17 protein-coding genes and 2 rRNA genes are annotated in these 23392 nt (G+C 64.9%); 14 read left to right on the plus strand and 5 right to left on the minus strand.

The window, feature by feature from the left end; genetic code table 11:
- Window positions 1-32 precede the first annotated feature (32 nt).
- The 5 genes from FBY21_RS24500 (at window position 33) to FBY21_RS24520 (ending at window position 6967) form a co-directional block, all read left to right on the plus strand.
- Window positions 33-2924: ribosomal RNA gene (locus tag FBY21_RS24500) — 23S ribosomal RNA — on the plus strand.
- Between the two features lie 122 nt (window positions 2925-3046).
- A 5S ribosomal RNA gene (rrf, locus tag FBY21_RS24505) occupies window positions 3047-3162 on the plus strand.
- 248 nt (window positions 3163-3410) lie between these two features.
- Entirely contained in the window at window positions 3411-4073 is a 663-nt protein-coding gene (locus FBY21_RS24510; RefSeq protein WP_044407827.1) for a paraquat-inducible protein A, read from the plus strand.
- Window positions 4060-4683, plus strand: coding sequence for a paraquat-inducible protein A (locus tag FBY21_RS24515; protein WP_142014403.1), 624 nt, complete (start codon window positions 4060-4062; stop codon window positions 4681-4683). The genes FBY21_RS24510 and FBY21_RS24515 overlap by 14 nt, the downstream gene beginning before the upstream one ends.
- Window positions 4676-6967 (plus strand): PqiB family protein, encoded by a 2292-nt coding sequence (locus FBY21_RS24520; RefSeq protein ID WP_044407831.1) that lies wholly within the window; start codon window positions 4676-4678, stop codon window positions 6965-6967. Before FBY21_RS24515 ends, FBY21_RS24520 begins: the two co-directional genes overlap by 8 nt.
- A gap of 66 nt (window positions 6968-7033) precedes the next feature.
- Here FBY21_RS24520 and mksF read toward each other — a convergent pair whose 3' ends face one another.
- The 5 genes from mksF to FBY21_RS24545 form a co-directional block, all read right to left on the minus strand.
- On the minus strand, window positions 7034-9874 hold the full coding sequence (mksF, locus tag FBY21_RS24525) for an Mks condensin complex protein MksF (RefSeq protein ID WP_044407833.1): 2841 nt from the start codon (window positions 9872-9874) through the stop codon (window positions 7034-7036).
- The gene (gene mksE, locus FBY21_RS24530) at window positions 9871-10575 is read right to left on the minus strand and encodes an Mks condensin complex protein MksE (protein WP_069566494.1); all 705 of its coding nucleotides are present in this window, start codon (window positions 10573-10575) and stop codon (window positions 9871-9873) included. The genes mksF and mksE overlap by 4 nt, the downstream gene beginning before the upstream one ends.
- A complete protein-coding gene (gene mksB, locus FBY21_RS24535) occupies window positions 10565-11812 on the minus strand; it encodes an Mks condensin complex protein MksB (RefSeq protein ID WP_142014407.1) in 1248 nt (415 codons plus the stop codon). Before mksB ends, mksE begins: the two co-directional genes overlap by 11 nt.
- Before the next feature lie 101 nt (window positions 11813-11913).
- The gene (locus tag FBY21_RS24540) at window positions 11914-12519 is read right to left on the minus strand and encodes a hypothetical protein (protein ID WP_142014411.1); all 606 of its coding nucleotides are present in this window, start codon (window positions 12517-12519) and stop codon (window positions 11914-11916) included.
- A gap of 147 nt (window positions 12520-12666) precedes the next feature.
- A complete protein-coding gene (locus FBY21_RS24545) occupies window positions 12667-13338 on the minus strand; it encodes a hypothetical protein (RefSeq protein ID WP_142014415.1) in 672 nt (223 codons plus the stop codon).
- 311 nt (window positions 13339-13649) lie between these two features.
- Between FBY21_RS24545 and FBY21_RS24550 the strand changes: the two genes are divergently transcribed.
- From FBY21_RS24550 to FBY21_RS24590, 9 genes are all read left to right on the plus strand, one after another.
- Window positions 13650-14681: a DUF6160 family protein gene (locus FBY21_RS24550; protein WP_142014418.1), complete on the plus strand. Its 1032-nt coding sequence runs from the start codon at window positions 13650-13652 to the stop codon at window positions 14679-14681.
- 2 nt (window positions 14682-14683) lie between these two features.
- Window positions 14684-15706, plus strand: coding sequence for a hypothetical protein (locus FBY21_RS24555; protein WP_044407842.1), 1023 nt, complete (start codon window positions 14684-14686; stop codon window positions 15704-15706).
- Window positions 15696-16292, plus strand: a complete 597-nt coding sequence (locus FBY21_RS24560) for a DUF6160 family protein (RefSeq protein WP_069562605.1) — start codon at window positions 15696-15698, stop codon at window positions 16290-16292. Before FBY21_RS24555 ends, FBY21_RS24560 begins: the two co-directional genes overlap by 11 nt.
- Before the next feature lie 15 nt (window positions 16293-16307).
- A complete protein-coding gene (locus FBY21_RS24565; protein WP_142014422.1) occupies window positions 16308-18629 on the plus strand; it encodes a DUF6160 family protein in 2322 nt (773 codons plus the stop codon).
- 149 nt (window positions 18630-18778) lie between these two features.
- Window positions 18779-20329 carry a 2-isopropylmalate synthase gene (locus FBY21_RS24570; protein WP_142014425.1) on the plus strand — a complete coding sequence of 517 codons (1551 nt, stop codon included), beginning with the start codon at window positions 18779-18781 and terminating at the stop codon, window positions 20327-20329.
- Complete coding sequence (locus FBY21_RS24575; protein WP_044407852.1) at window positions 20326-21132, plus strand: hypothetical protein; 807 nt, start codon at window positions 20326-20328, stop codon at window positions 21130-21132. The genes FBY21_RS24570 and FBY21_RS24575 overlap by 4 nt, the downstream gene beginning before the upstream one ends.
- The gene (rimI, locus tag FBY21_RS24580) at window positions 21129-21581 is read left to right on the plus strand and encodes a ribosomal protein S18-alanine N-acetyltransferase (protein ID WP_044407854.1); all 453 of its coding nucleotides are present in this window, start codon (window positions 21129-21131) and stop codon (window positions 21579-21581) included. The genes FBY21_RS24575 and rimI overlap by 4 nt, the downstream gene beginning before the upstream one ends.
- A 114-nt stretch (window positions 21582-21695) precedes the next feature.
- Window positions 21696-22340: a carbonate dehydratase gene (gene can, locus FBY21_RS24585; protein WP_044407857.1), complete on the plus strand. Its 645-nt coding sequence runs from the start codon at window positions 21696-21698 to the stop codon at window positions 22338-22340.
- A gap of 3 nt (window positions 22341-22343) precedes the next feature.
- Window positions 22344-23252, plus strand: a complete 909-nt coding sequence (locus FBY21_RS24590) for a DMT family transporter (protein WP_074973529.1) — start codon at window positions 22344-22346, stop codon at window positions 23250-23252.
- Window positions 23253-23392: the final 140 nt, after the last annotated feature.

The raw sequence follows: 23392 nt of genomic DNA on the forward strand, positions 1-23392 counted from the left end.
CATGACCACTGGCAGATTGCTTGGGGTTATATGGTCAAGTGAAGAAGCGCATACGGTGGATGCCTTGGCAGTCAGAGGCGATGAAAGACGTGGTAGCCTGCGATAAGCTTCGGGGAGTCGGCAAACAGACTTTGATCCGGAGATCTCTGAATGGGGGAACCCACCTAGGATAACCTAGGTATCTTGTACTGAATCCATAGGTGCAAGAGGCGAACCAGGGGAACTGAAACATCTAAGTACCCTGAGGAAAAGAAATCAACCGAGATTCCCTTAGTAGTGGCGAGCGAACGGGGATTAGCCCTTAAGCTTCTTGGATTTTAGCGGAACGCTCTGGAAAGTGCGGCCATAGTGGGTGATAGCCCCGTACGCGAAAGGGTCCTGGAAGTGAAATCGAGTAGGACGGAGCACGTGAAACTTTGTCTGAACATGGGGGGACCATCCTCCAAGGCTAAATACTACTGACTGACCGATAGTGAACCAGTACCGTGAGGGAAAGGCGAAAAGAACCCCGGAGAGGGGAGTGAAATAGAACCTGAAACCGTATGCGTACAAGCAGTGGGAGCCTACTTTGTTAGGTGACTGCGTACCTTTTGTATAATGGGTCAGCGACTTATATTCAGTGGCGAGCTTAACCGAATAGGGGAGGCGTAGCGAAAGCGAGTCTTAATAGGGCGTTTAGTCGCTGGGTATAGACCCGAAACCGGGCGATCTATCCATGAGCAGGTTGAAGGTTAGGTAACACTGACTGGAGGACCGAACCGACTCCCGTTGAAAAGGTAGCGGATGACTTGTGGATCGGAGTGAAAGGCTAATCAAGCTCGGAGATAGCTGGTTCTCCTCGAAAGCTATTTAGGTAGCGCCTCACGTATCACTCCAGGGGGTAGAGCACTGTTTCGGCTAGGGGGTCATCCCGACTTACCAAACCGATGCAAACTCCGAATACCTGGAAGTGCCGAGCGTGGGAGACACACGGCGGGTGCTAACGTCCGTCGTGAAAAGGGAAACAACCCAGACCGCCAGCTAAGGTCCCAAAGTTGTGGTTAAGTGGGAAACGATGTGGGAAGGCTTAGACAGCTAGGAGGTTGGCTTAGAAGCAGCCATCCTTTAAAGAAAGCGTAATAGCTCACTAGTCGAGTCGGCCTGCGCGGAAGATGTAACGGGGCTCAAACCACACACCGAAGCTGCGGGTGTCACGTAAGTGACGCGGTAGAGGAGCGTTCTGTAAGCCTGTGAAGGTGAGTTGAGAAGCTCGCTGGAGGTATCAGAAGTGCGAATGCTGACATGAGTAACGACAATGGGTGTGAAAAACACCCACGCCGAAAGACCAAGGGTTCCTGCGCAACGTTAATCGACGCAGGGTGAGTCGGCCCCTAAGGCGAGGCTGAAAAGCGTAGTCGATGGGAAACGGGTTAATATTCCCGTACTTCTAGTTACTGCGATGGAGGGACGGAGAAGGCTAGGCCAGCTTGGCGTTGGTTGTCCAAGTTTAAGGTGGTAGGCAGGGTGCTTAGGAAAATCCGGGCGCTCAATGCCGAGAGCTGATGACGAGTTATCTTTTAGATGACGAAGTGGTTGATGCCATGCTTCCAGGAAAAGCTTCTAAGCTTCAGGTAACTAGGAACCGTACCCCAAACCGACACAGGTGGTTGGGTAGAGAATACCAAGGCGCTTGAGAGAACTCGGGTGAAGGAACTAGGCAAAATGGCACCGTAACTTCGGGAGAAGGTGCGCCGGTGAGGGTGAAGGATTTACTCCGTAAGCCCATGCCGGTCGAAGATACCAGGCCGCTGCGACTGTTTATTAAAAACACAGCACTCTGCAAACACGAAAGTGGACGTATAGGGTGTGACGCCTGCCCGGTGCCGGAAGGTTAATTGATGGGGTTAGCGCAAGCGAAGCTCTTGATCGAAGCCCCGGTAAACGGCGGCCGTAACTATAACGGTCCTAAGGTAGCGAAATTCCTTGTCGGGTAAGTTCCGACCTGCACGAATGGCGTAACGATGGCGGCGCTGTCTCCACCCGAGACTCAGTGAAATTGAAATCGCTGTGAAGATGCAGTGTATCCGCGGCTAGACGGAAAGACCCCGTGAACCTTTACTGTAGCTTTGCACTGGACTTTGAGCCTGCTTGTGTAGGATAGGTGGGAGGCTTTGAAGCGAGGACGCCAGTTCTCGTGGAGCCATCCTTGAAATACCACCCTGGCATGCTTGAGGTTCTAACTCTGGTCCGTCATCCGGATCGAGGACAGTGTATGGTGGGCAGTTTGACTGGGGCGGTCTCCTCCCAAAGAGTAACGGAGGAGTACGAAGGTGCGCTCAGACCGGTCGGAAATCGGTCGCAGAGTATAAAGGCAAAAGCGCGCTTGACTGCGAGACAGACACGTCGAGCAGGTACGAAAGTAGGTCTTAGTGATCCGGTGGTTCTGTATGGAAGGGCCATCGCTCAACGGATAAAAGGTACTCCGGGGATAACAGGCTGATACCGCCCAAGAGTTCATATCGACGGCGGTGTTTGGCACCTCGATGTCGGCTCATCACATCCTGGGGCTGAAGCCGGTCCCAAGGGTATGGCTGTTCGCCATTTAAAGTGGTACGCGAGCTGGGTTTAGAACGTCGTGAGACAGTTCGGTCCCTATCTGCCGTGGACGTTTGAGATTTGAGAGGGGCTGCTCCTAGTACGAGAGGACCGGAGTGGACGAACCTCTGGTGTTCCGGTTGTCACGCCAGTGGCACTGCCGGGTAGCTATGTTCGGAAGAGATAACCGCTGAAAGCATCTAAGCGGGAAACTCGCCTCAAGATGAGATCTCACTGGGATCTTGAATCCCCTAAAGGGCCGTCGAAGACTACGACGTTGATAGGTTGGGTGTGTAAGCGCTGTGAGGCGTTGAGCTAACCAATACTAATTGCCCGTGAGGCTTGACCATATAACACCCAAACAATCTGGTGTTGTTGGTGAAGTCGACAAACCGAAAGTTCGATTGAACCGCAAAGTACTGTCACATACCCGAATTCGGGTGAGCGTCTCGACGATCACCCTAAAGAATTGCTTGACGACCATAGAGCGTTGGAACCACCTGATCCCATCCCGAACTCAGTAGTGAAACGATGCATCGCCGATGGTAGTGTGGGGTTTCCCCATGTGAGAGTAGGTCATCGTCAAGCACCTATACCAAACCCCCGATCATCGAAAGATGGTCGGGGGTTTGACTTTGCGCGAAAGAAAAATCGCACTGAACTCCGACGCGCATACAGCCGGCTAAAACGCTGTTGCAGTGCACGAACACTCCAGGTGCAGGCCTTGGAACAGGGCGAGAAATGAACCTCGCCCTGCCAGATGCAGTCACACTCGGGCAGTCTCTTTTGAGGCTGTGCTCGTCTAGAATAAGCGCGAATCTTCGTGAGCTCCCCGTATGCCTGACTCGGCTGAAGTCCGCCCGTTGTCCGAATACCCCCTGGAGGAATTGCTCGCCTGTCCCGAATGCGACCTGCTGATGCATCGCCAGCACGTCGAAGAGGAGCAGAAAGCCTGCTGCCCCCGTTGTGGCTACGAGCTGATCGTCCACCGTGCGCATATGGAGCGACGGGCCATGGCCCTCGTGCTCACCGCCCTGCTGCTGTTCGTACCGGCGAACTTCCTGCCCATCATGAAGCTCAACCTGCTCGGGCAGACCACCCAGGACACCATCTGGACCGGCGTGCTCGGCCTCTACGACAGCGGCATGCAGGGCGTCGCCGTGTTGGTGTTCCTCTGCAGCATGGTCATCCCCCTCCTCAAACTCGTCTGCCAGTTGCTGGTCCTGCTGTGCATACGCTGGCAGCGCTACCAGGTGGTGGGCCTGCACCTGTACCGCCTGTATCACCACCTGCGTGAGTGGGGGATGCTCGAGGTCTACCTCATGGGCATCCTCGTCAGCATCGTCAAACTGATCGACCTCGCCGACCTGCACCTCGGCATCGGCCTGGCCTGCTTCATCGGCCTGCTGCTGTCCCAGGTCTGGCTCGAAGTCACCATGTCGCCCCATCAGGTCTGGGACGCATTGGACGAAGGAGGGCACGCCAGTGAGAGCGCTTGATGCCGGCATCCTCGTCTGTGGCGAATGCCATCAGCTCAACCGGCCGGACCCGGATGACGAAGCCCCCAACTGCACCCGCTGCGGCTCCCGTCTTCACCCCCGCCGGCCCGACAGCCTGGTACGTACCTGGGCCCTGCTGCTGACTGCCACCATCCTCTACATCCCGGCCAACGTGCTGCCGATCATGACGGTCAACTTCTTCGGCAAGGGCTCGCCCTCCACCATCATGGAAGGCGTCATCGAGCTGATCCACGCCGACATGCTGCCCATCGCCTTGGTCGTCTTCACCGCCAGCATTCTCGTGCCCACCTTCAAGCTCGTGGGCATCGCCCTGCTGCTTTACTCCGTACAACGCCACCAACCGATGTCCGCCCGCCAGCGCATCCTCATGTACCGATTCATCGAATGGATCGGCCGCTGGTCCATGCTGGACATCTTCGTGATCGCCATCCTCGTGGCGTTGGTCAACTTCGGGAACCTCGCCAGCATCGAGGCCAATATCGGCGCCGCGGCCTTCGCCAGCGTCGTGGTCCTCACCATGGTGGCGGCAGTGACCTTCGACCCCCGACTCATCTGGGACAATACCGATATGGACGACGAGCATGGCTGACCTGCCCAAGCCCACGAAGAAGAAAACCACCAACTGGTCCGCCATCTGGGTCCTGCCCCTGATCGCCCTCGCGATCGGCCTCTGGCTGGGCTGGAAGTCCATGAACGAAGCCGGGATCAACATCACCATCTACTTCGAGAACGGCGAAGGCATCCAGGTCGGCAAGACCCAGCTCATGTACAAGGGCATCCAGGTCGGCAAGGTCACCGACCTGCACGTCAGCGACGACATCAAGGGCGTGGTCGCCACAGTCGAAGTGCTCAAGGAGGCCGAGCCCTACCTGAGCAAGGAAACCCGCTTCTGGCTGGTCCGCCCCCGCGTCTCCCTCGCCGGCGTCACCGGGCTGGAAACCCTCGTCTCCGGCATCTACATCGCCATCGACCCGGTCAAGGGCGAGCCCGAGCGCAAGTACCACGCCCTCGCCGAACCGCCGCCGCTCTCCGACTCGCTGCCCGGCCTGCACATCACCCTCAAGGCCGAGCGCCTCGGCTCGCTGGAACAGGGCAGCCCCGTCTACTACCGGCAGATCCAGGTCGGCCAGGTGAAGAGCTACCAGCTCGCCGCCGACCAGCGCACCGTTGAGATCAAGGTGCTGGTCGAACAGCCCTACGCCCACCTTGTGCGCAAACACACCCGCTTCTGGAACGCCAGCGGCCTCAACGTCACCGCCGGCCTCTCCGGGGTCAAGATCCGCACCGAATCGCTGCTCAGCATGGCCGCCGGCGGCATCGCCTTCGCCACGCCCGAGAACCGCCAGGACAGCCCGCCCACCGACTCCACCATCCCTTTCCGCCTCTACGACGGCTTCGAGGCAGCCGAGGCGGGCCTCAAGGTCCTGCTGCGGATGGAAGACGTCAGCGGCCTCAACCCCGGCAACACCCCCGTCATGTACAACGGCGTCCAGGTCGGCACCCTCAAGAAGCTCGACATGGACAAGAACTTCGCCGGCGCCACCGCCGAACTGACCATGGAGCCCCGCACCGAAGACTTCCTCGTCGAAGGCACCGAGTTCTGGACGGTCAAACCCTCCATCTCCCTCGCCGGCATCAGCGGCATCGAAGCGCTGGTGAAGGGCAACTACATCGCCGTGCGCTTCGCCAAGAGCGGCACCCCCACCCGTGAGTTCACCGCCCGGCCCAAGGCCCCGCCGCTCAACACCGACGCCCCCGGCCTGCACCTGGTGCTCACCAGCGACAAGCTCGGCTCCCTCGATGTCGGCAGCCCCATCCTCTACAAGCAGATGCGTGTCGGCAGCATCCAGAGCTACCAGCTCTCCCGCGACCACCAGCGCGTCGTGGTCGGCGTGCACATCGAGCCCGAGTTCGCCTCCCTGGTGAACGAATCCACCCGCTTCTGGAACGTCAGCGGCGTCAGCATCAAGGGCGGACTCTCCGGCGTCGAAGTGAAGAGCGAGTCCCTGCAGACCCTGCTCGCCGGCGGCATCGCCTTCGCCACCCCCGACGCCAAGGCCACCCCCGTCACCAAGCCGCGGCGCTTCACCCTCTACGACAACGAGAACCTCGCCCTCGGCAAAGGCACCCTGGTGGAGATCCTCATGCCCCAGGCCGACGGCCTGCGCGAAGGCACCCCGGTCCGCTACAAGGGCCTGGACGTCGGCAGCGTCGAACGCATCTCCCTGGCGGACGACCTCAGCCGCGTCGTCGTGGTCGCCCGCATCACCGAGTCCGCCGAGCGCATCGCCCGCGAAGGCACCCAGTTCTGGGTGGTCAAGCCCGAGCTCGGCCTGGTGCGCACCGCCAACCTCGACACCCTGGTCAGCGGCCAGTACCTCGAAGTCCAGCCGTCCTCCCGCAAGGGCGCCAGCCAGACGCGCTTCACCGCCCTGGCCCAGCCGCCGTCCACCATCGCCCGGGAAGAGGGCCTGCGCGTCACCCTCAGCACCGCCCGCCGGGGTTCCATCAAGCCCGGCGTCGTGGTCAGCTACCGCGAAGTGCCGGTGGGCAAGGTGGAGAGCTTCGAACTCGGCAGCTCCGCCGACCGGGTGCTGATCCACATCCTCATCGAGCCCCGCTACGCGCCCCTGGTCCGCAGCGGCACGCGCTTCTGGAATGCCAGCGGCGTTGGTATCGACGCCGGCCTGTTCAAGGGCGTGAAGGTGCGCACCGAGTCCCTCGAAGCGCTGCTGGAAGGCGGCATCGCCTTCGCCACCCCGGACAACGCCCAGATGGGCAGCCCGGCCATCCCCGGCCAGACCTTCGCCCTGCACGACGAACTCAACGAAGAGTGGTTGAAGTGGGCACCGAAGATCGAACTCGGCAAATGACCCCACCCCGATAACAAAAAGGGCCGCGAAGCGGCCCTTTTTGTTGTCAGCGAAACAGCATCCCGGTCAGGCGGGCTCCACCTCGGAGCCCGTCGCCTCGGCGGTGGCCGGGCTGGCCGCCTTCTCGCGGGGCTTGATGAACTTCCAGTCCGCCTCGTCGATGTAGATGCCGTTCGGGCCGCTGCCGCCTTCCAGGTCGATGGCCACGTGGGCCGAAACCTGCGGCTTCACCGACGCCAGGATGGGCGTGAAGCCCAACTGCGCGCTGGTCTCGATCAGCGCCTGCTGGTTGCGCTCGTCGATGTCCGCCGCCTCGTCCAGGTAGTAGGGCAGGCGGATGCGCCCGGCCTGCTCGCGGTCCATCAGGTGCAGCAGCAGGTACATGTTGGTCAGCGCCTTGATGGTCATGGTCGTACCGTTGGACGCCGCGCCATCGATGTCCGTGTGGATCACCGGCTGGCCATGCACCTTGGTGATCTCGAACGCCAGCTCGAACAGGTCCTTCAGGCCCAGCTGGTTGCCGTTGGCCGCCACCAGGCGTGCCAGGTACTCCTTGGCCTCCTCGTTCTTCGCGTCCTGCTCGGCGGACTGGGTCAGGTCGAACACCGACAGGGTCTCGCCTTCCTCGTACTGGCCGGCGCTGTGGATGATCTGGTCGATGTGGCGCAGCGCATCCTTGTTCGGCGCCAGCACGATGCGGAAGCTCGCCAGGTTCGACACCTGCCGCTTGTTGATCTCGCGGTTGAACAGCGCCAGCTGGTGTTCCAGGTTGTCGTAGTCGCTGCGGATGTTGCGCAGGGTCCGGGCGATGTCGGTCACCGCCGCACGGCGGGCCTTGGCCAGGGTCAGGGCCTCGTCCTGGCGGTGGGCGTAGGCGTTGATCAGCAGTTGCAGGCGACGCTCGGCATCTTCCTCGCTGTCGAACTTCGCCACGCCCTTCAGGCGGACCTGGGCATAGAGCGCGTCGATCTGGCCATCGATGCGTTGCAGCGCCTGCCAGGTGTCCTGGTAGTCGTTGAGCAGCGGCAGCAGGTTATCGAGGCTGTCGTCCACCGGGTCGGTGAACGGCGTACCGAAGGGCAGGTCGGCCGGCAGCAGCTGGCGACGGCGCAGCGCGTCCTCCAGGGTACGTTCCTTGGCTTCCAGGTCGGCCAGCTGACGGCCCACCAGCTGCAGCTTGGCGGACAGCTGCTGGACGCGCTCGGTGAACGCATCGCTGGAGCGCTTCAGCTCGTCCTGCGAGGCCTCCAGCACCGCCAGCTTCTCCAGCTTGGCGGGCTCCTCGGCGGTCAGGGTCTGGGTCTTGCGGAAGTCCTCCAGGGCCTTCTGCGCATCCAGCACCGCCTGGTACAGCTGCTCGGCCTGGGCCTTGCTCGCGGAACGGTCGGCGGCCACGGACTGCTGGGTCTTCAGCTGTTTCAGCTCGCGCTCCAGGCGGTCCTTCTGGTCGCGCAGCGCCGCCCGGTCGGCCAGGGCCTGCAGGGCCGGCGGCTCGATGTGGGAAAGGTCCACCTCCAGGCCAGGGACGATGAAGTGATCGCCCTTGAAGCCATCCAGCACCGCTTCCAGGGTCTTCACCCAGGCGTCCGCGTCATCCAGCTGGATGCCTTTCTCGCCCAGCGGCAGGCTGAACAGCTGGCCGTTGAACAGGCGCATCAGGCGATCCACGTCGGCCTGGGAGAACTCCTCGCGCAGGCGCGAGTAGCTGTTGTTGTCGGCATGGTCGAGCTGCTGCTTCACCGCCTTCAGGCGCTTCTCCAGATCGCGCACGCGCTCGTCCAGGTCCTCGGTGGAGAACTGGCGGGACTGCGCCAGCGCACCGGCCAGCTCGTCGTGGGCGTCCTTCGCGGCCAGCAGTTGCTGTTCCAGCACCTTGGCGTCTTCCACCAGCGCAAAGCGGTTCTTCAGCACCGCCAGCTCACCCAGCCAGCGCTGGGTCTCGGTGATCTCGCGCTCCAGGCGCATCAGCTCGGTGGTGCCACCGCGCTGCTCGTTCTGCAGGCCGTCCTGCTCGCTGCGGTAGTGCTCGGCCTGGATCACCAGCTCCTCGCGGCGCGCGCCCGAATAGTCGTGCCAGGTGCCCAGCAGCGAATCCAGCAGGGGCGACAGGCGATGCAGCTTGCCGCGCAGGATCTCGCGTTGGGTCACGCCGTTGGCCAGTGCCTCCACCAGCGGGCCGGCGGCCACCAGCGCCTGGTAGTCCTGCTCCATGCGGCGCACATCGCGGAAGGCCTCTTCGGTGGCCGCGATGTAGTCCACGCTGCCCGAGCGCAGGCTGTGCTCGAACGCATCGAGGAACAGCTGCTTGAGCTTGGCCGCGGTGATCTCGCGCATGTGCAGCAGGTTGATGAACAGCGCGCGGAAGGTCTTCAGGCTGTGCTCGCTGGTGGAGCGCAGCGGGATCAGCGTCAGGTCCAGCGGGATCGAGGTATGCCCGCCCACCAGCAGACGGCGAAGCTCATCGGGCTTCAGCTCGTAGGCCTTGATGCCCTCGCGCTCCAGGTTGGCGAACAGCTCGCGCTGGCGCAGGCAGGTGCCGTTCTTCTGGTAGTGGTCCAGGTCCAGGCTGCCCTGGTAGGCGAAGAACTGGTGACCGAAACCGCCACCCGGGCCGCGACCGGCCACGCCGATCACGTGCGGGCCGTGGGGCAGGGACACCTCCACGAGGATGTAGCTGGTGTCGGTGGCGAAGTAGAACTTGCGCGACTGCTCCAGGCTGTACTTGCCGAAGCTCATGTCCGACATGCGCGCCAGGATGGGGAACTGCAGCGCGTTGATCGACGCGGACTTGCCCAGGTTGTTGGCGCCGTAGACCGACAGCGGGTTCTCCAGCGGGAACAGGCCCAGGCTGTAGCCGGCGGTGTTCAGCAGGGCGAAGCGGCGGATGCCGTAGCGTTCCTGGCTCATGCGTCGATCTCCTGTGCAGCGCGCTCTTCGGCCATGGCGCGGGCCAGGGCGTCTTCTTCGGACTCATCCACAGGACTCTCCTGCGGATCGAGGCTGACGATGGGCTCGTCGCCGTCGTCGTCCATCAGCACCGGCGCCTGCAGCGGCAGGTCGGTGCTGTGCAGGCTGGCCGCCAGGTCGCGGTCGTGCTGCACCGACAGGCACACATCGAGGAAGCGGTGCATCGGCGGCAGGAAGCGGTACACACCGTTGCTGTCCTCGGCGAAGCCCAGCTGGGTGAGGCGGCGGATGATCTTCTCCTCCAGCTCCTCATGGGTGGTCACCTCGGCCTGCAGGAACAGGTCGCGGTACTTGTCCAGCAGGGCCGGCAGCTCGTCACGGCCGATGCTGCCGCCGTCGAGCACCGCCAGCGGGTCGCGGCCCTGGTCGGCCAGGTGCTCCACCAGGATGAAGGTGAACAGCGCCAGGCGCTGCGCCGTCTTGTTCACCTGCGCACCCATCTGCTCGGGCACGAAGTAATAGAAGCCGCGCGGGTCGCACACCAGCTCGAAGCCCAGGGCCTTGAACAGCGCCCGGTACTGGTCCTGCATGGTGGACAGCTGGGCGTAGCACTCCGGCTCGCTGCGGGAGAGGTGATAGCCCTTGAACAGCTCGCGGAAGATCGCCTGGAGCTGGGTCATTTCGGAAAGATCAAGTTGCATGGTTTTCGCTCTTGATGAGGGCGAAGGAGCTCAGGCTGACCTGATGCTCGGCGGTGAGGTAGTCGCGGCGCTCGAGGCGTTCGCGCTGGAAGCGGCCATCCCGCGACAGGCGGGAGAACCAGTACAGCAATTCGTCGGTGGCGCCGTCCGGCTCCTGCTCCAGCAGCCAGGCCATCAGGTCCGGCAGCGGCAGGGCCTGCTCGCAGCGCTCGATCATCTCCCGTGCCGTGCGCGGGGCCTTGGGCGGCGCGCCCTTGCGGCCAACGCCGGCCTTGGGGAAGTGCGCCGGCTTGGGCTCGAAGCGCGCCAGGGCGTAGACGTAGGCCTCCACCTGGGACGCGCTGCCGAGGAAGGTGCTTTGCGGCCGGGTGAACAGCGGCATCGCCGCCTGGGGCACCCCATCCAGGCCCTTCTTGCGGATCACCGAGAGCGCCAGGGCCGCGCCACGGGTCACGGCGTTGTGCCGGCGCGCTTCCTCGCGCAGCGGCAGCAGCAGCTCACGGGCCTTGCGCAGGGTCAGCTGGGCCGTGGTCTGCATCTCCAGGATGCGCGCATGGGTGCGCAGCAGCAGGTCGTCGTCCACCAGCTGGCCCAGGCGCTGCTGCTCACCGAGCAGCTTGAGCAGCACCTGTTCCACCCGGCGCACGCCCTGCTCGAAGGCGCCATCGGCGGACACCAGCTGGATCATCGGCTCGACGTACTCGTCCCAGGTCGCCAGGACCTCGGCATAACGCTGGCGCAGCGGAATCTGCCGGTCGCTGGTCTTGGCCCGCTCGGCCACGCCCATCAGCGCCTGCTCGTCGTTGTCGAGCTTCTTCAGCACGTCACGCACACGCATGTCCAGCAGGCGCAGCTGGCGTGCCAGGTCGTTGCCGTCGCGGATCTCGAAGGCTTCCTGGATGTGCCCGGCCAGGCGCTCCAGATGGCGCAGGTAGGCCTCGATCTCCAGGCACAGGCCGAGGCGGTGTTCGCGGCGCAGGTAGGCGAGGAAGTCGTGGATCTGGGCGTTCAGCTCGAAGCGGTTGGGGCTCTTGGCCACCGGCACCAGGATATCCAGGCGGATCCACTGGTCGAGCAACGCGGTGATATCGGTGGGCGTGCCCGCCGGCAACTGGGCGCCGACCTGCATGCGCAGCTCGGACAGACTCAGGGTGCCCGTATCGAAGCGCTCGCACAGCGGCTCCAGCAGCGACCAGTGTTCGGCGAGGGCGCGCAAGACGCGCTTGGGTTCGATCATCGTGGGAGACGGTCCCTGCCAGGAAAAAGGGGGCGATTGTACTGCATGAGGGGGGCGACGAATCAGCCCGAAGCGATCAAAGGATCGCGTGCCGCACCCGGTCAGGCGTGGCGGAAGAGTCCGATCAGGTGGTCCGCGATGGCGGCCTTGATGGTGTTGACCTCCAGCTGCGACAGATGACCCAGGCGCGTGGTGTCGACGCGGTGCAGGTGCAGCGACGGCATGCGCGCCTCGTACTCGCGCAGGTCACCCTTGGCCAGCACCGGCAGGAAGTGGTCGTGCTTGGCCTGGTAGCGCTGGATCAGCAGCTTCAGCCCCTCCTGGAAGGGCACCTCGCGGGAGGCGGCCAGGCGATGCTCGCCGGGGATCTTCAGGTACAGGCCGGTGTGGCCCATGGTCTCGCCAGGGAGGATGTGGATGCCCGTGGGCTGCACCGCCTCCGGCGGGATCTCGTTGAAGGTGTCATGCCAAGCCTGCTCGTCGGGCAGGATGGTGATGCTGCCGTGGGCCTCCTCCGGCACCACGAAGCTGTAGTTGCTGTAGAGCTTCTCCACGTAGCTGGAGTAGACGCACAGGCGGTTCTCGAAGCGCAGCAGGAAGTCGATGGCCTGCTGGCGGTCGGTGATGGCGTCGAGGTCCCAGGCCAGGTCGTTCTGGTTCTTCAGTTCGTCCCAGCGGGCGTCGGCGTAATCCGGGTCTGTGGTCATGAGAGAGAGGAGGGCGGCCATGGCAGGGTGGGAGCAGAAAACATGCCAGGCCGTGAAGGCACGGCCTGGCATGGCCTGGGGCGATTCTACGCTCCCGGCCCCCCTCCTGCGCCAGTCGCAAACTGACGCAGTGCGTCACCTGGGCGATCAGGGCACCAGCGTCACCGGGACCGAGGCGCCGTTGGGGTAGGTGCTGTTGAAGGATTCGAAGGTGGTGCAGAAGGCGTGCTGATCGATGTAGTACTGAAAGTTTGGTGCGCCATCCCATGCGACTGCTGCGTAGTCGTAGTAGGCCGTACCGTTTTTTGTTGATGTCCAGGTTTTGGTTAGCGGCAGATAAATGCCCCCAATATTCAAACCCTGAAGATCTTCAGTGGAGGTGAGCGTCAGGTTGCATAGCTCATCCATCTCGGGAATCAGTGGGTTGTTGAAGCTCTTGGTTATTTTGGCAATCCCCAGGTTGGTTATCCCTGAAAGACCGGCACTGACAGATCCTATCGCCGGCCTCTCCGACGAATAGCCCATCATCACCATGTTGAAGCTGCTCGTATCGATGGGCTCATCGTTGTAAGGGCTGTAGTTGACTACGTCATAGGTGATGATCTTTCCAACGGTCAGCGTACCGCTGGGTGCGCTCGTTAGGGCCAATGCTTGGCGCCCGAACAGCTTCGCCCGAGGTTTTGTCGGCACGATCTCCCCGGTTTCGCCTTTCATGAAGCTGACATGGCGCTCCAGTTCGCTTTGGGAGTCAGCAGCCATCGCCATAAGCGAGAAGCCTAGAGAAAAGAAAGCGATTGGAAGAGTTTGGGCTTTTAGCATCGCAACGGCTCCTTGTTGGTTTGGAGCCGGCAGTTGAACAGGTGCCCCGGTACTCGCCCAGCTATCCAAAGACGGGTGAACGCCGAGGGCGGATAGCGGTGGCGCATCACCAGTCCTAAGCCAGGGCGGCAAGCCCGGGTGTGGATTTGGGTAACAACCGCAACGGTAGCTCGGTACGGGGCCCATGCAATTCCGCCCTTTTCCCGCCTATGGGTCGGGCCTAAATGGCAGGGGCGCCCCTATAGTGGCAACACGGAATCGTGCCGCCCCCGGAGCGGCCCCGGATAACAAGAAAAGTGAGGGAACCCGCCATGCGTCCGTCTCGCAGTCCCTTCAGGGGCGCTGTCTTCCTGCTCGCCGCCAGCTTGCTGGCCACCGGTGCCCAGGCCCAGATGCAAGCCCTGGATGACGCCGAACTCTCGACCATCACCGGCCAGGCCTTCATCAACCTGACCACCGACGCCAACGCCGGCATCAACTACACCCGCGTCAACTTCGGGGTGGACGTCGACACCCAGCTCAACATCAAGAAGCTCCAGCTCGGCCAGTACGATCGCGCCGGTGAGGCGGCCGGCTCGTCGGACATCCTGATCAACAATTTCGCCCTCGGCACCGTCAATGCCGACAACTCCATCAACCCCTTCAAGGTCTCCAACCCCTTCGTCGAGTTCGCCTATTCGGGCAACCAGGTGGTGGGGGTGCGCATCGGCTTTGGCGAGGCCAAGGGGGTTCTTTCTGGGGATATCCAGAGCCTGACCGGCAACATCCCCGTGCATATCAGTGGTACCGCCAAACCCATCTTCAACAGCGCATCGGGCTTCGACCAGTTCCTGCTGACGCTGGCAGGCATCGATGCCGATACCAAGCTTCAGGCGGATGCGACCCTGGTGAACTCCAGCGGCAATGCCGACCCGGTACGCGGCACCATGGCGGGCCTGACTAATGGCACCGCGCTGACCTGCGTCAGCGGCTGCAACCTGGGTGGGCTGTCCAATGCCCTGCTCAGCCTGTTCAAGTCCAATGGTTGCGGCATTCTCTCGCTGACCACCTGCTTCAACCTCTCCCAGTTCCAGTCGCTGCCCGTGGGCAACACCAGCAACATGGCAGGCATGGACGGCGCGGCCAAGGGCTTCTTCATCTCCCTGCAGACCCAGGACGTAGCCTGGCGCGACATGGACAGCAACGCCTTCATGACCGCCCTCAAGGGCGCCTTCATGAACATGCCCAAGTACCGGGATGCCAACGGCAATATGGTGTCGCCGATCAACATCGACTTCGAGCAGGCGTTCAACGGCATCCCCCGCCAGGACACCTGCCTCGGCTCCGCCACCAAGGGGTGCTGACCATGCGCACCCTGGCCCTGTTGTCGTGCCTGCTGCCGGCCCTGGCAAACGCCGAGATGCAGGCCATGGACGATTCCGAGCTGTCCGCCGTGGACGGCGCCGGCATCGGCTTCGTGCTGGACAAGGTGATGCTCGACGCCAGCGGCGCCACCATCACCCTCAATGACATCACCAACGGCAGCGGGCAGAACGTGCCCATCGCCGTGAAGGAGTTCTACCTGGGGGCTACCGGGAGCAACAACGGCGCCAACCTCAACCCGGTGACCATCGGCCGGCTCGACCATCCTTTCACCCTCAACTTCGCCCGGGGCGAGTCGATGCGCACCCTCAACGACGCCGGGCAGTGGGTGCAGACCACCCCCAGCGGCATCTCGGTGCTGGAGTTCACCTTCCCCGAGCGCCTCACCAGCGGCGGGTCGGCCTGCATCAGCGGCTACAGCACCGGCGGCAACACCTGCTCCAGCCGGGCCAGCGAGAAGGTCGACCTGGGCATCCGCTTCGACTTCCAGGTCGCCGCCGGGCGCACCGACGTGATCAACCTCGACATCGCCGAACTGGCCATGGACGGTTCCTACCTGCGCCTCTGGGGCGACAAGGTGAAGAACCAGATGGTCGGCGAACTGCGCCTGAACGTCTTCGCCAAGAGCATCCAGCTCATGTCCTGCGCCGCCGGCACCACCAACTGCACCACCGCCCAACAGCAGCGCGACCGCACGCTCTTCATGAGCGGCGCCTACGCCACCGTGGCGCTGGGCTACGGCAAGAGCCAGCCGCTGCTGTTCGACGTCAGCAGCAACGGCCAGTTCGTGCTGGAGCTGCAGAACCCCACCGCCTCCGGCACCACCGCCGCGCAGAAGCAGGCCCTGGCCGACGACTTCTACGCCAACGCCCCGCGCACCAGCATCATCATCAACAACCTCAAGTCCGGCACCGGCGACCCCGCCACCGGCGGCTACAACTTCGGCTACAACGAGATCGGCGGCCTCAGCATCAACTACCTGAAGGTGACCAGCCATGACCTCTAGGACCCGTCTGCTCACCCTGGCCCTGCTGCTCGCCAGCGCCGGCGCCCAGGCCGAACTCAAGCCCCTGGACGACGCCGACCTCAGTGCCACCAGCGGCCAGGGCGGGGTCTACCTCTCCGGCGAGTTCAGCATCAACAAGGCCGGCGGCGTGCTGTGGAACACCCCCGCCGGCAACAACCCCGCGCAGTGGACGGTCAACGAACGCAGCTGCGCCACCGCCGGTGCCAGCACCCCCGAAGCCTGCGGCATGCGCGTCGCCATCCGCACCGAAGCCAACGGCGGCTGGTACGTGCTGGACAACCTCAAGGGCGTGTTCAGCTTCGAGGGCCTGACCCTGCGCACCCGCGCCATCAACGACGCCAGCGCCGGCTTCAACCAGGACGTGATCGAACTGGGCCTGCCCAACAACGTGCGCTTCAAGGACGGCAGCTTCGCCTTCGCCGTCGCCAACCAGGGCGGCTGGCGCAACAAGGCCGGCACCGTCGCCAACGGCGGCGACGCCACCTACCAGCAGACCAACATCTTTTCCGCCCGGATCGACGGCAGCATCCGCATGCAAGGCAGCGTGCTGGTGTTCCCCAAATAGAAGAAGGAGCAGGCGATGCGTGCAGTGGCGTTGTTCGCGATCCTCCTCAGCCCCCTGGCCCAGGCCATGCAGGCGCTGGATGACTCCGCGCTCTCCGATGTCAGCGGCCGGGACGGCATCACCCTGGAAACCACCACCGGCACCTGGTCCGCCAGCTCCATCAGCTACCAGGAGGACGGCCAGAGCCTCAACCTCAAGGGCGTCAGCAACCAGGCCCGCACCGGCGCCACCACCACCTCCACCACCCAGGTGGACGTCACCGGCGGCCGCCTGCAGGTGCAGCACCAGGGCGGCGCCCGGGTCATGAACGTCAACAGCGTCGAAATGGGCGGTAGCACCCGCAGCTTCGGCGGCCTGCGCGCCTTCTACACCCTCGGCGGCGTGCTCAAGCTCAAGGGCGGGGGCGCCAGTGGCGTCACCGGCATCTCGGTGGACGACAGCCGCCTGTCGCTCTCCGACGTCACCTTCTATTACCGCGACAACGGCTACGACCTGGTGGTGAAGGGCATGAGCCTGGACGCCTACCTGAACAACGCCTACCTCGACATCGTCAGCGGCGGCGACGGCCAGGCCGTCAAGCTCGACCTTGGCAACTCGCGCGTCGTCGCCGCCATCGGCGGCATCGGGCTCGACCTGGCCAGCGGCGACCCCACGGCCAGCCCCGTCACCCCGGACGCTCCCGACCTGCGCGGCCCCGGCGCCGACAAGAGCTTCGGCAAGCTCAACATGGACCTGCGCCTGGGCGGCACCGTCAGCGTCTCCAGCGGCGGCGCCAGCGGCTCCGGCCTGCGGGTGCGCACCGACGTCAGCATCAGCAACAGCCTGTTCCAGTACCAGGACGAAGGCATCCTCCGCGCCGAGAACTTCTCCGGCACCCTGCGCAGCCTCAACGGCCTCACCCTCGACCTGGTGCAGGACGCCAATGGCAGCTTCGTCCAGATCGCCTTCGCCGACCTCAAGCTCAACGCCACCCTTGGCGGGCTGATCCTCGGCAACCCCACCAACCAGAAGCTCGGCAGCCTCGGCATCGACCTCAACTTCGTCGACGACGGCAGCCGCCGCAACAGCATCGCCCTGCGCCCGGGCGGCGACCCCAACTCCGGGCTGACCGGCCTCACCGCCGACCTCAGCTGGAACATGGCCAACAGCTCGGTCTCGCTCACCGATAACGGCAACAGCATGTGGTTCAGCGGCCTGCGCACCTACGGCAGCGGCCAGCTCACCCTCGACATCACCCGCAGCTGCGCCGGCGGCGCCGCCACCGGGTGCTACGCCGGCACCCAGAGCGACATGAGCAAGGGCAACTACAACGGCCACTTCGACGGCCTGCGCCTGGGGCTCAACAACCTCAAGGGCAGCTACAGCTTCGACGGCCTGCGGGTCGGCAGCGCCAACGCACCCCTGCAGGGCGGCACCGAGTTGCTGGTGCTGATGGAAATCTTCCCGGCCTACGACTTCACCCTCAACGGCCAGATCACCCTCAAGCCCGGCGGCCTGGTGGGCGACGGCATCGGCTACAACGCCGACTTCGTGGTCAGCGACGCCCGCGCCGCCATCACCGTGGACGAAACCGGCAAGGGCCTGTGGCTGTCCGGCACCCGCTACGACATGCACTTCCGCGACGGCACCGTGGACGTCACCAACAACGGCGTCGAGCTGCGCAAGGGCACCTACTGGTCCAACCTCGACGTCTCCGACCTGCGCTGGGGCGACCGCGCCACCGGCGCCAGCCTCGGCCGGCTGGTGCTCAAGCGCTACGAACAGGGCTCCACCCTCGCCCTCAGCTCCGGCGGGGCCGGCGCCCTCTGCGTGGGCGGCAGCGGTTCCACCGCCAGCGCCTGTTCCGCCAGCGGCGGCCGCTGGGAAGACCGGGGCAACGAAGGCGTCTCGGTCAAGCTGAAGAACGTCTTCGTCCGCGACACCGCCATCGACAGCTCCGTCAACGGCGTCGCCACCGACGAGAAGCGCAACCAGATCATCCTCGAGACCGACCGCGTCAACGGCGTGAACGGCAGCGGCGCCCAGCTGGTTGTGGATAACTTCTACACCTCCGACGGCGACCCCAAGAACCCCGACGCCAACACCTACGGCTTCAACGCCGACCTCAACCTGGACGTCGCGCCCACCAAGGTCTGCACCAAGAACGGCAGCAGCTGCACCCCCGTCACCCCCGACCCGCTGGGCTTCGCGGTGAACGGTCGCGTCCACTTCAAGGAAGTGGACATCGACCGCGTCCAGCACGTGCACCCCACCGGCGGGGCCGTCACCTCCATGTACGGCGTCAAGCTGCAGAACGCCGACATCCGCGCCAACCTCACCGCCACGCCGATCAACTGAGCCTGTACGGCGGCGCCTGCGCGCCGCCCGCGCCTTCCCGCCCCGCGCGTTTCGCGCCACAATCCGCCATCCGTCGTCGCGGCCACGAGCCGCGGCGTCATTAGCCAGCGCTCGGCCGCACCCCCGGCGGGACAAGAGGAGTGACCACAATGAACAACAACGATCGCGTCATCATTTTCGACACCACCCTGCGTGACGGCGAGCAGAGCCCCGGCGCCTCCATGACCCGGGAAGAGAAACTGCGCATCGCCAAGGCCCTCGAGCGCCTGCGGGTGGACGTGATCGAAGCCGGCTTCGCCATCGCCAGCCCCGGCGACTTCGAAGCGGTCAAGGCCATCGCCGACAGCATCAAGGACAGCACCGTGTGCAGCCTGGCCCGCGCCGTCGAAGCCGACATCGAGCGCGCCGCCGAAGCCCTCAAGGGCGCCAACGCCGGGCGCATCCACACCTTCATCGCCACCAGCCCCATCCACATGCAGTACAAGCTGCGCATGCAGCCGGACCAGGTGGTTGAGCAGGCCGTGCGCGCCGTGCGCCATGCCCGCAACCTCTGCGCCGACGTGGAGTTCTCCTGCGAGGACGCCGGCCGCTCCGAGATCGACTTCCTCTGCCGCATCATCGAAGCCGCCATCGACGCCGGCGCCCGCACCATCAACATCCCCGACACCGTCGGCTACGCCATCCCGCACCAGTACGCCGAGACCATCCGCCAGTTGCTGGCGCGCATCCCCAACGCCGACAAGGCCGTGTTCTCCGTGCACTGCCACAACGACCTGGGCCTGGCCGTCGCCAACTCCCTGGCTGCCGTCGCCGCCGGAGCCCGCCAGGTGGAATGCACCATCAACGGCCTCGGCGAGCGTGCCGGCAACGCCGCGCTGGAAGAGATCGTCATGGCCATCAAGACCCGCGCCGACGTCCTCGGGGTGCATACCGGCATCGACACCCCGCACATCCTCAGCACCTCGCGCCTGGTCTCCAGCATCACCGGCTTCCCGGTGCAGCCGAACAAGGCCATCGTCGGCGCCAACGCCTTCGCCCACGAGTCCGGCATCCACCAGGACGGCGTGCTCAAGCACCGCGAAACCTACGAGATCATGTCCGCCCAGTCGGTGGGCTGGCACACCAACAAGCTCTCCCTCGGCAAGCTCTCCGGCCGCAACGCCTTCCGCACCCGCCTGGAAGAGCTGGGCATCCACCTGCCCGGCGAGACCGAGCTGAACGAGGCCTTCGCCCGCTTCAAGGCCCTGGCCGACAAGAAGCACGAGATCTTCGACGAAGACCTCCAGGCCCTGGTCTCCGACACCCTCGGCGAAGAAGCCCCCGAGCACTTCCGCCTGGCCTTCCTTGAAGTCACCTCGCGCACCGGGCAGATCCCCGAAGCCCGCGTGGTGCTCAGCATCGACGGCCAGGAGCAGGAAGCCCGCGCCCAGGGCTCCGGCCCGGTGGACGCCGCCTTCAAGGCCATCGAGAGCCTGGCCCGCTCCAGCGCCAGCCTGCAGCTGTACTCCGTCAACGCCATCACCCAGGGCACCGATTCCCAGGGCGAAGTGACCGTGCGCCTGGAAAAAGCCGGACGAATCGTCAACGGCAACGGCGCCGATACGGATATAGTGCTCGCCTCCGCCAAGGCCTATCTCAACGCGCTGAACCTCATGCAGGCCGGCGTACGCAAAGCCCATCCACAGGTAGCTGACGTTTGATCCCAGAGCTTCGCCGCCGCGCATACCTCGACGCCATGCAGGTCGCCACCTGGCTGCCGCGCACGGCGCTGCCCTTCGCCGCCCCCTCGCGCCCCGAACTGCTGGTGCTGCCCGAGCCCCTGCCCACGCCGGAACCGGTCCGCCCCGCGCGCCCGGAACCGGCGGCCGCAGCCGTCGTGGCCGAACGCACCGAAGCCCCGGCAGCGCCCCGGCCGAAGATCGAAGTACCGCGCCCGGGCAGCACGCCCCGCGTGGCCGTGCCCGAGCCGGCGGCGGAGCCCGAGGTGGATGCACCCCAGCCGGTGAAGGCCGCCCCGGTGGCCCCGCCGCGCTTCGCCCTCCAGCTGTTGCGGGCCGGTGCCTGCCTGCTGCTGGTGGAGTTGCCCACCGGGGAAGGCTTCCAGAGCCGCGACCCGGCCTACCTGCTGCTCAAGGACCTGCTGCGCGCCGCCGGCCTGCCGGACGCGCCGCAGCTCATCGGCGAGCCGATCCGCTGGCCGCTGCTGGCCCGCGGCAACATGGACCAGGGCCCCGACGCCGCCCGCGACTTCCTCCAGGGCTTCCTCGCCGCCCGCCTGGAAGAAGGCCCGGCCTGCGCCTGCCTCTGGCTGGTGGGGCTGCCCGCCGTGCGCTTTGCCGGCGAAGCCGACGCCGAGGCCTTTGGCCGCGAACTGCAGATCGAAGGGCTCTGTGCCGCCTGGGCCGTGCCCGGCCTGGAACTGCTGATGGACGAACCGCACCGCAAGGCGGACCTCTGGCGCGCCATGCGCCGGGTCATGCGCCGCTGGAACAACGCTGAATGACCGATGCCGTAACCTTCCGCCCCATGACCGAGGCGGACCTCGACGCCGTACTCAAGATCGAATACGCCGCCTTCAGCCACCCCTGGACGCGCGGCATCTTCGCCGACGGCATCAAGTCCTATGACTGCTGGCTGATGTTCGAAGGCTCCCAGCAGGTCGGCCACGGCGTGATCAACGTGATCATCGACGAAGCGCACCTGCTCAACATCACCGTCAAGCCGGAAAGCCAGGGGCGCGGCCTCGGCCTGCGCCTGCTGGAGCACCTGATGGACCGCGCCCGCGCGCTCAACGCCCGCGAATGCTTCCTCGAAGTGCGCGCCAGCAACGAATCGGCCTACCGCCTCTACGAGCGCTACGGCTTCAACGAAGTCGGCCGCCGCCGTGGCTACTACCCCGCCGTTGGCGGCCGTGAAGACGCCCTCGTCATGGCCTGCACCCTGCTCGACTGACCGCGCGCCCACCCTTCCCAACCGCCACGCTCCCGGGCCGGCCGACTCGGCATCCCGCCTTGTCAAAGCCGGCCCCCCTCCGTAAGGTGCGCCGGCCAACGGAGGAAAAGCACCATGAGCGACCTGCAGCAGCTGCTGGACAACAACGCCCGCTGGGCTGAACGCATCAAGGAAGACGACCCCCAGTTCTTCGAGAAACTGGCCAAGCAGCAAGCACCCGAATACCTGTGGATCGGTTGCTCCGACGCCCGCGTACCGGCCAACGAGATCGTCGGCATGTTGCCCGGCGACCTGTTCGTCCACCGCAATGTCGCCAACGTCGTCCTGCACACCGACCTCAACTGCCTGTCGGTCGTCCAGTACGCCGTGGACGTGCTACGGGTGAAGCACATCCTCGTCACCGGCCACTACGGCTGCGGCGGCGTGCGCGCCGCCATGCAGGATGCCCAGTTCGGCCTGATCGACGGCTGGTTGCGCAGCATCCGCGACCTCTATTACGAGCACCGCGACCACATCGCCCAGTTCCCCACCGACGAAGCGCGGGTCGACCGCCTCTGCGAGCTGAACGTCATGCAGCAGGTGGCCAACGTCAGCCACACCACCATCGTCCAGAACGCCTGGCACCGCGGCCAGTCGCTGTCCGTGCACGGCTGCATCTACGGCATCAAGGACGGCCTCTGGAAAGACCTCAACGTCACCGTCAGCGGCATCGACCAGTTGCCGCCGCAGTACCGCCTGCGCCCCCAGGGCGTGCGCTGACCCATGAACCGCACACACGCCCCGGCGCTCGCCTGGGCCGGCCTGGTATTGGCCAGCGCCTGCTGGGCCGGCAACGCCCTGGTGGCCCGCGCCTTCCATGACGACATCCCGCCCTTTGCCCTGACCTTCTGGCGCTGGAGCGTCGCCCTGGTGCTGCTCCTGCCCTTCATCGCCAAGCCCCTGTGGCAGCACCGTGCCGCCCTGCGCCGTGCCGGCTGGCGCCTGCTGGTGGTGGCCGCGCTGGGCATCTGCACCTTCAGCGTGCTGATGTACTTCGCCGCGCGCACCACCGTGGCCATCAACCTCACCCTGCTCAACACCTGCCTGCCCCTGGCCACCTTCATCGGCGCCGGGGTGCTGCTGGGGGAATGGCCGGCCCGGCGCGCCTGGGGCGGCATGGCCGTGGCCATCCTCGGCCTGCTGGTGCTGATCGGCCAGGGCAGCCTGGCGACCCTGGCCGGCCTGCGCTTCAACCCCGGCGACCTGATCATGCTGCTCGGCGTACTCGACTGGGCGCTCTACACCCTGCTGCAACGGCGCTGGGCCGCCTGGTTCCAGGGCATCCCTCCGCTGGTGTTCCTCGGCGCGCTGATCCTCTGCGGCGTGCCCATGCTGCTGCCGCTGTACCTGCTGGAGATCGCCAGCGGCCAGGGCTTCGCCCCCAGCCCGGCCAACCTCGCCGCCATCGGCTACACCGGCACCTTCGCCTCGCTGATCGCCTACCTGCTGTGGAACCGGGGCATCGCCGTGCTCGGCGTGGCCAAGGTGTCGCTGACCAACTACCTCATGCCGGTGTTCACCGCGCTGCTGGGCTACCTGGTGCTCGGCGAGTCCCTGCAGGGCTACCACTGGCTCGGCGGCGCGATGATCTTCGCCGGCCTCCTGCTGGGCACCCGACCCAAGCTGCGCTGACCCGCGCGCCGGCCTGCGACACCACAACGCAGGCCGGCCAGGGGCTTTCTGGCGAAACGGCCAGGAATCGCGGCTTCCCCGTCGATCCCGGGTCAGAACGGGCGTACCAGCCGCGCTATTCCTGTCAATTCGTCGTATCG

The sequence above is a fragment of the Pseudomonas sp. SLBN-26 genome (assembly GCF_006715895.1).
Classification (GTDB): Bacteria; Pseudomonadota; Gammaproteobacteria; order Pseudomonadales; family Pseudomonadaceae; genus Metapseudomonas; species Metapseudomonas otitidis.

Coding starts and splice junctions, on each gene's coding strand:
- FBY21_RS24565 (WP_142014422.1), top strand. CDS start 16,308: ATGCGTGCAGTGGCGTTGTTCGCGATCCTCCTCAGCCCCCTGGCCCAG.
- rimI (WP_044407854.1), top strand. CDS start 21,129: ATGACCGATGCCGTAACCTTCCGCCCCATGACCGAGGCGGACCTCGAC.
- mksE (WP_069566494.1), bottom strand. CDS start 10,575: ATGCAACTTGATCTTTCCGAAATGACCCAGCTCCAGGCGATCTTCCGC.
- mksB (WP_142014407.1), bottom strand. CDS start 11,812: ATGATCGAACCCAAGCGCGTCTTGCGCGCCCTCGCCGAACACTGGTCG.
- FBY21_RS24540 (WP_142014411.1), bottom strand. CDS start 12,519: ATGACCACAGACCCGGATTACGCCGACGCCCGCTGGGACGAACTGAAG.
- FBY21_RS24560 (WP_069562605.1), top strand. CDS start 15,696: ATGACCTCTAGGACCCGTCTGCTCACCCTGGCCCTGCTGCTCGCCAGC.
- mksF (WP_044407833.1), bottom strand. CDS start 9,874: ATGAGCCAGGAACGCTACGGCATCCGCCGCTTCGCCCTGCTGAACACC.
- FBY21_RS24545 (WP_142014415.1), bottom strand. CDS start 13,338: ATGCTAAAAGCCCAAACTCTTCCAATCGCTTTCTTTTCTCTAGGCTTC.
- FBY21_RS24555 (WP_044407842.1), top strand. CDS start 14,684: ATGCGCACCCTGGCCCTGTTGTCGTGCCTGCTGCCGGCCCTGGCAAAC.
- FBY21_RS24590 (WP_074973529.1), top strand. CDS start 22,344: ATGAACCGCACACACGCCCCGGCGCTCGCCTGGGCCGGCCTGGTATTG.
- can (WP_044407857.1), top strand. CDS start 21,696: ATGAGCGACCTGCAGCAGCTGCTGGACAACAACGCCCGCTGGGCTGAA.
- FBY21_RS24550 (WP_142014418.1), top strand. CDS start 13,650: ATGCGTCCGTCTCGCAGTCCCTTCAGGGGCGCTGTCTTCCTGCTCGCC.
- FBY21_RS24510 (WP_044407827.1), top strand. CDS start 3,411: ATGCCTGACTCGGCTGAAGTCCGCCCGTTGTCCGAATACCCCCTGGAG.
- FBY21_RS24570 (WP_142014425.1), top strand. CDS start 18,779: ATGAACAACAACGATCGCGTCATCATTTTCGACACCACCCTGCGTGAC.
- FBY21_RS24520 (WP_044407831.1), top strand. CDS start 4,676: ATGGCTGACCTGCCCAAGCCCACGAAGAAGAAAACCACCAACTGGTCC.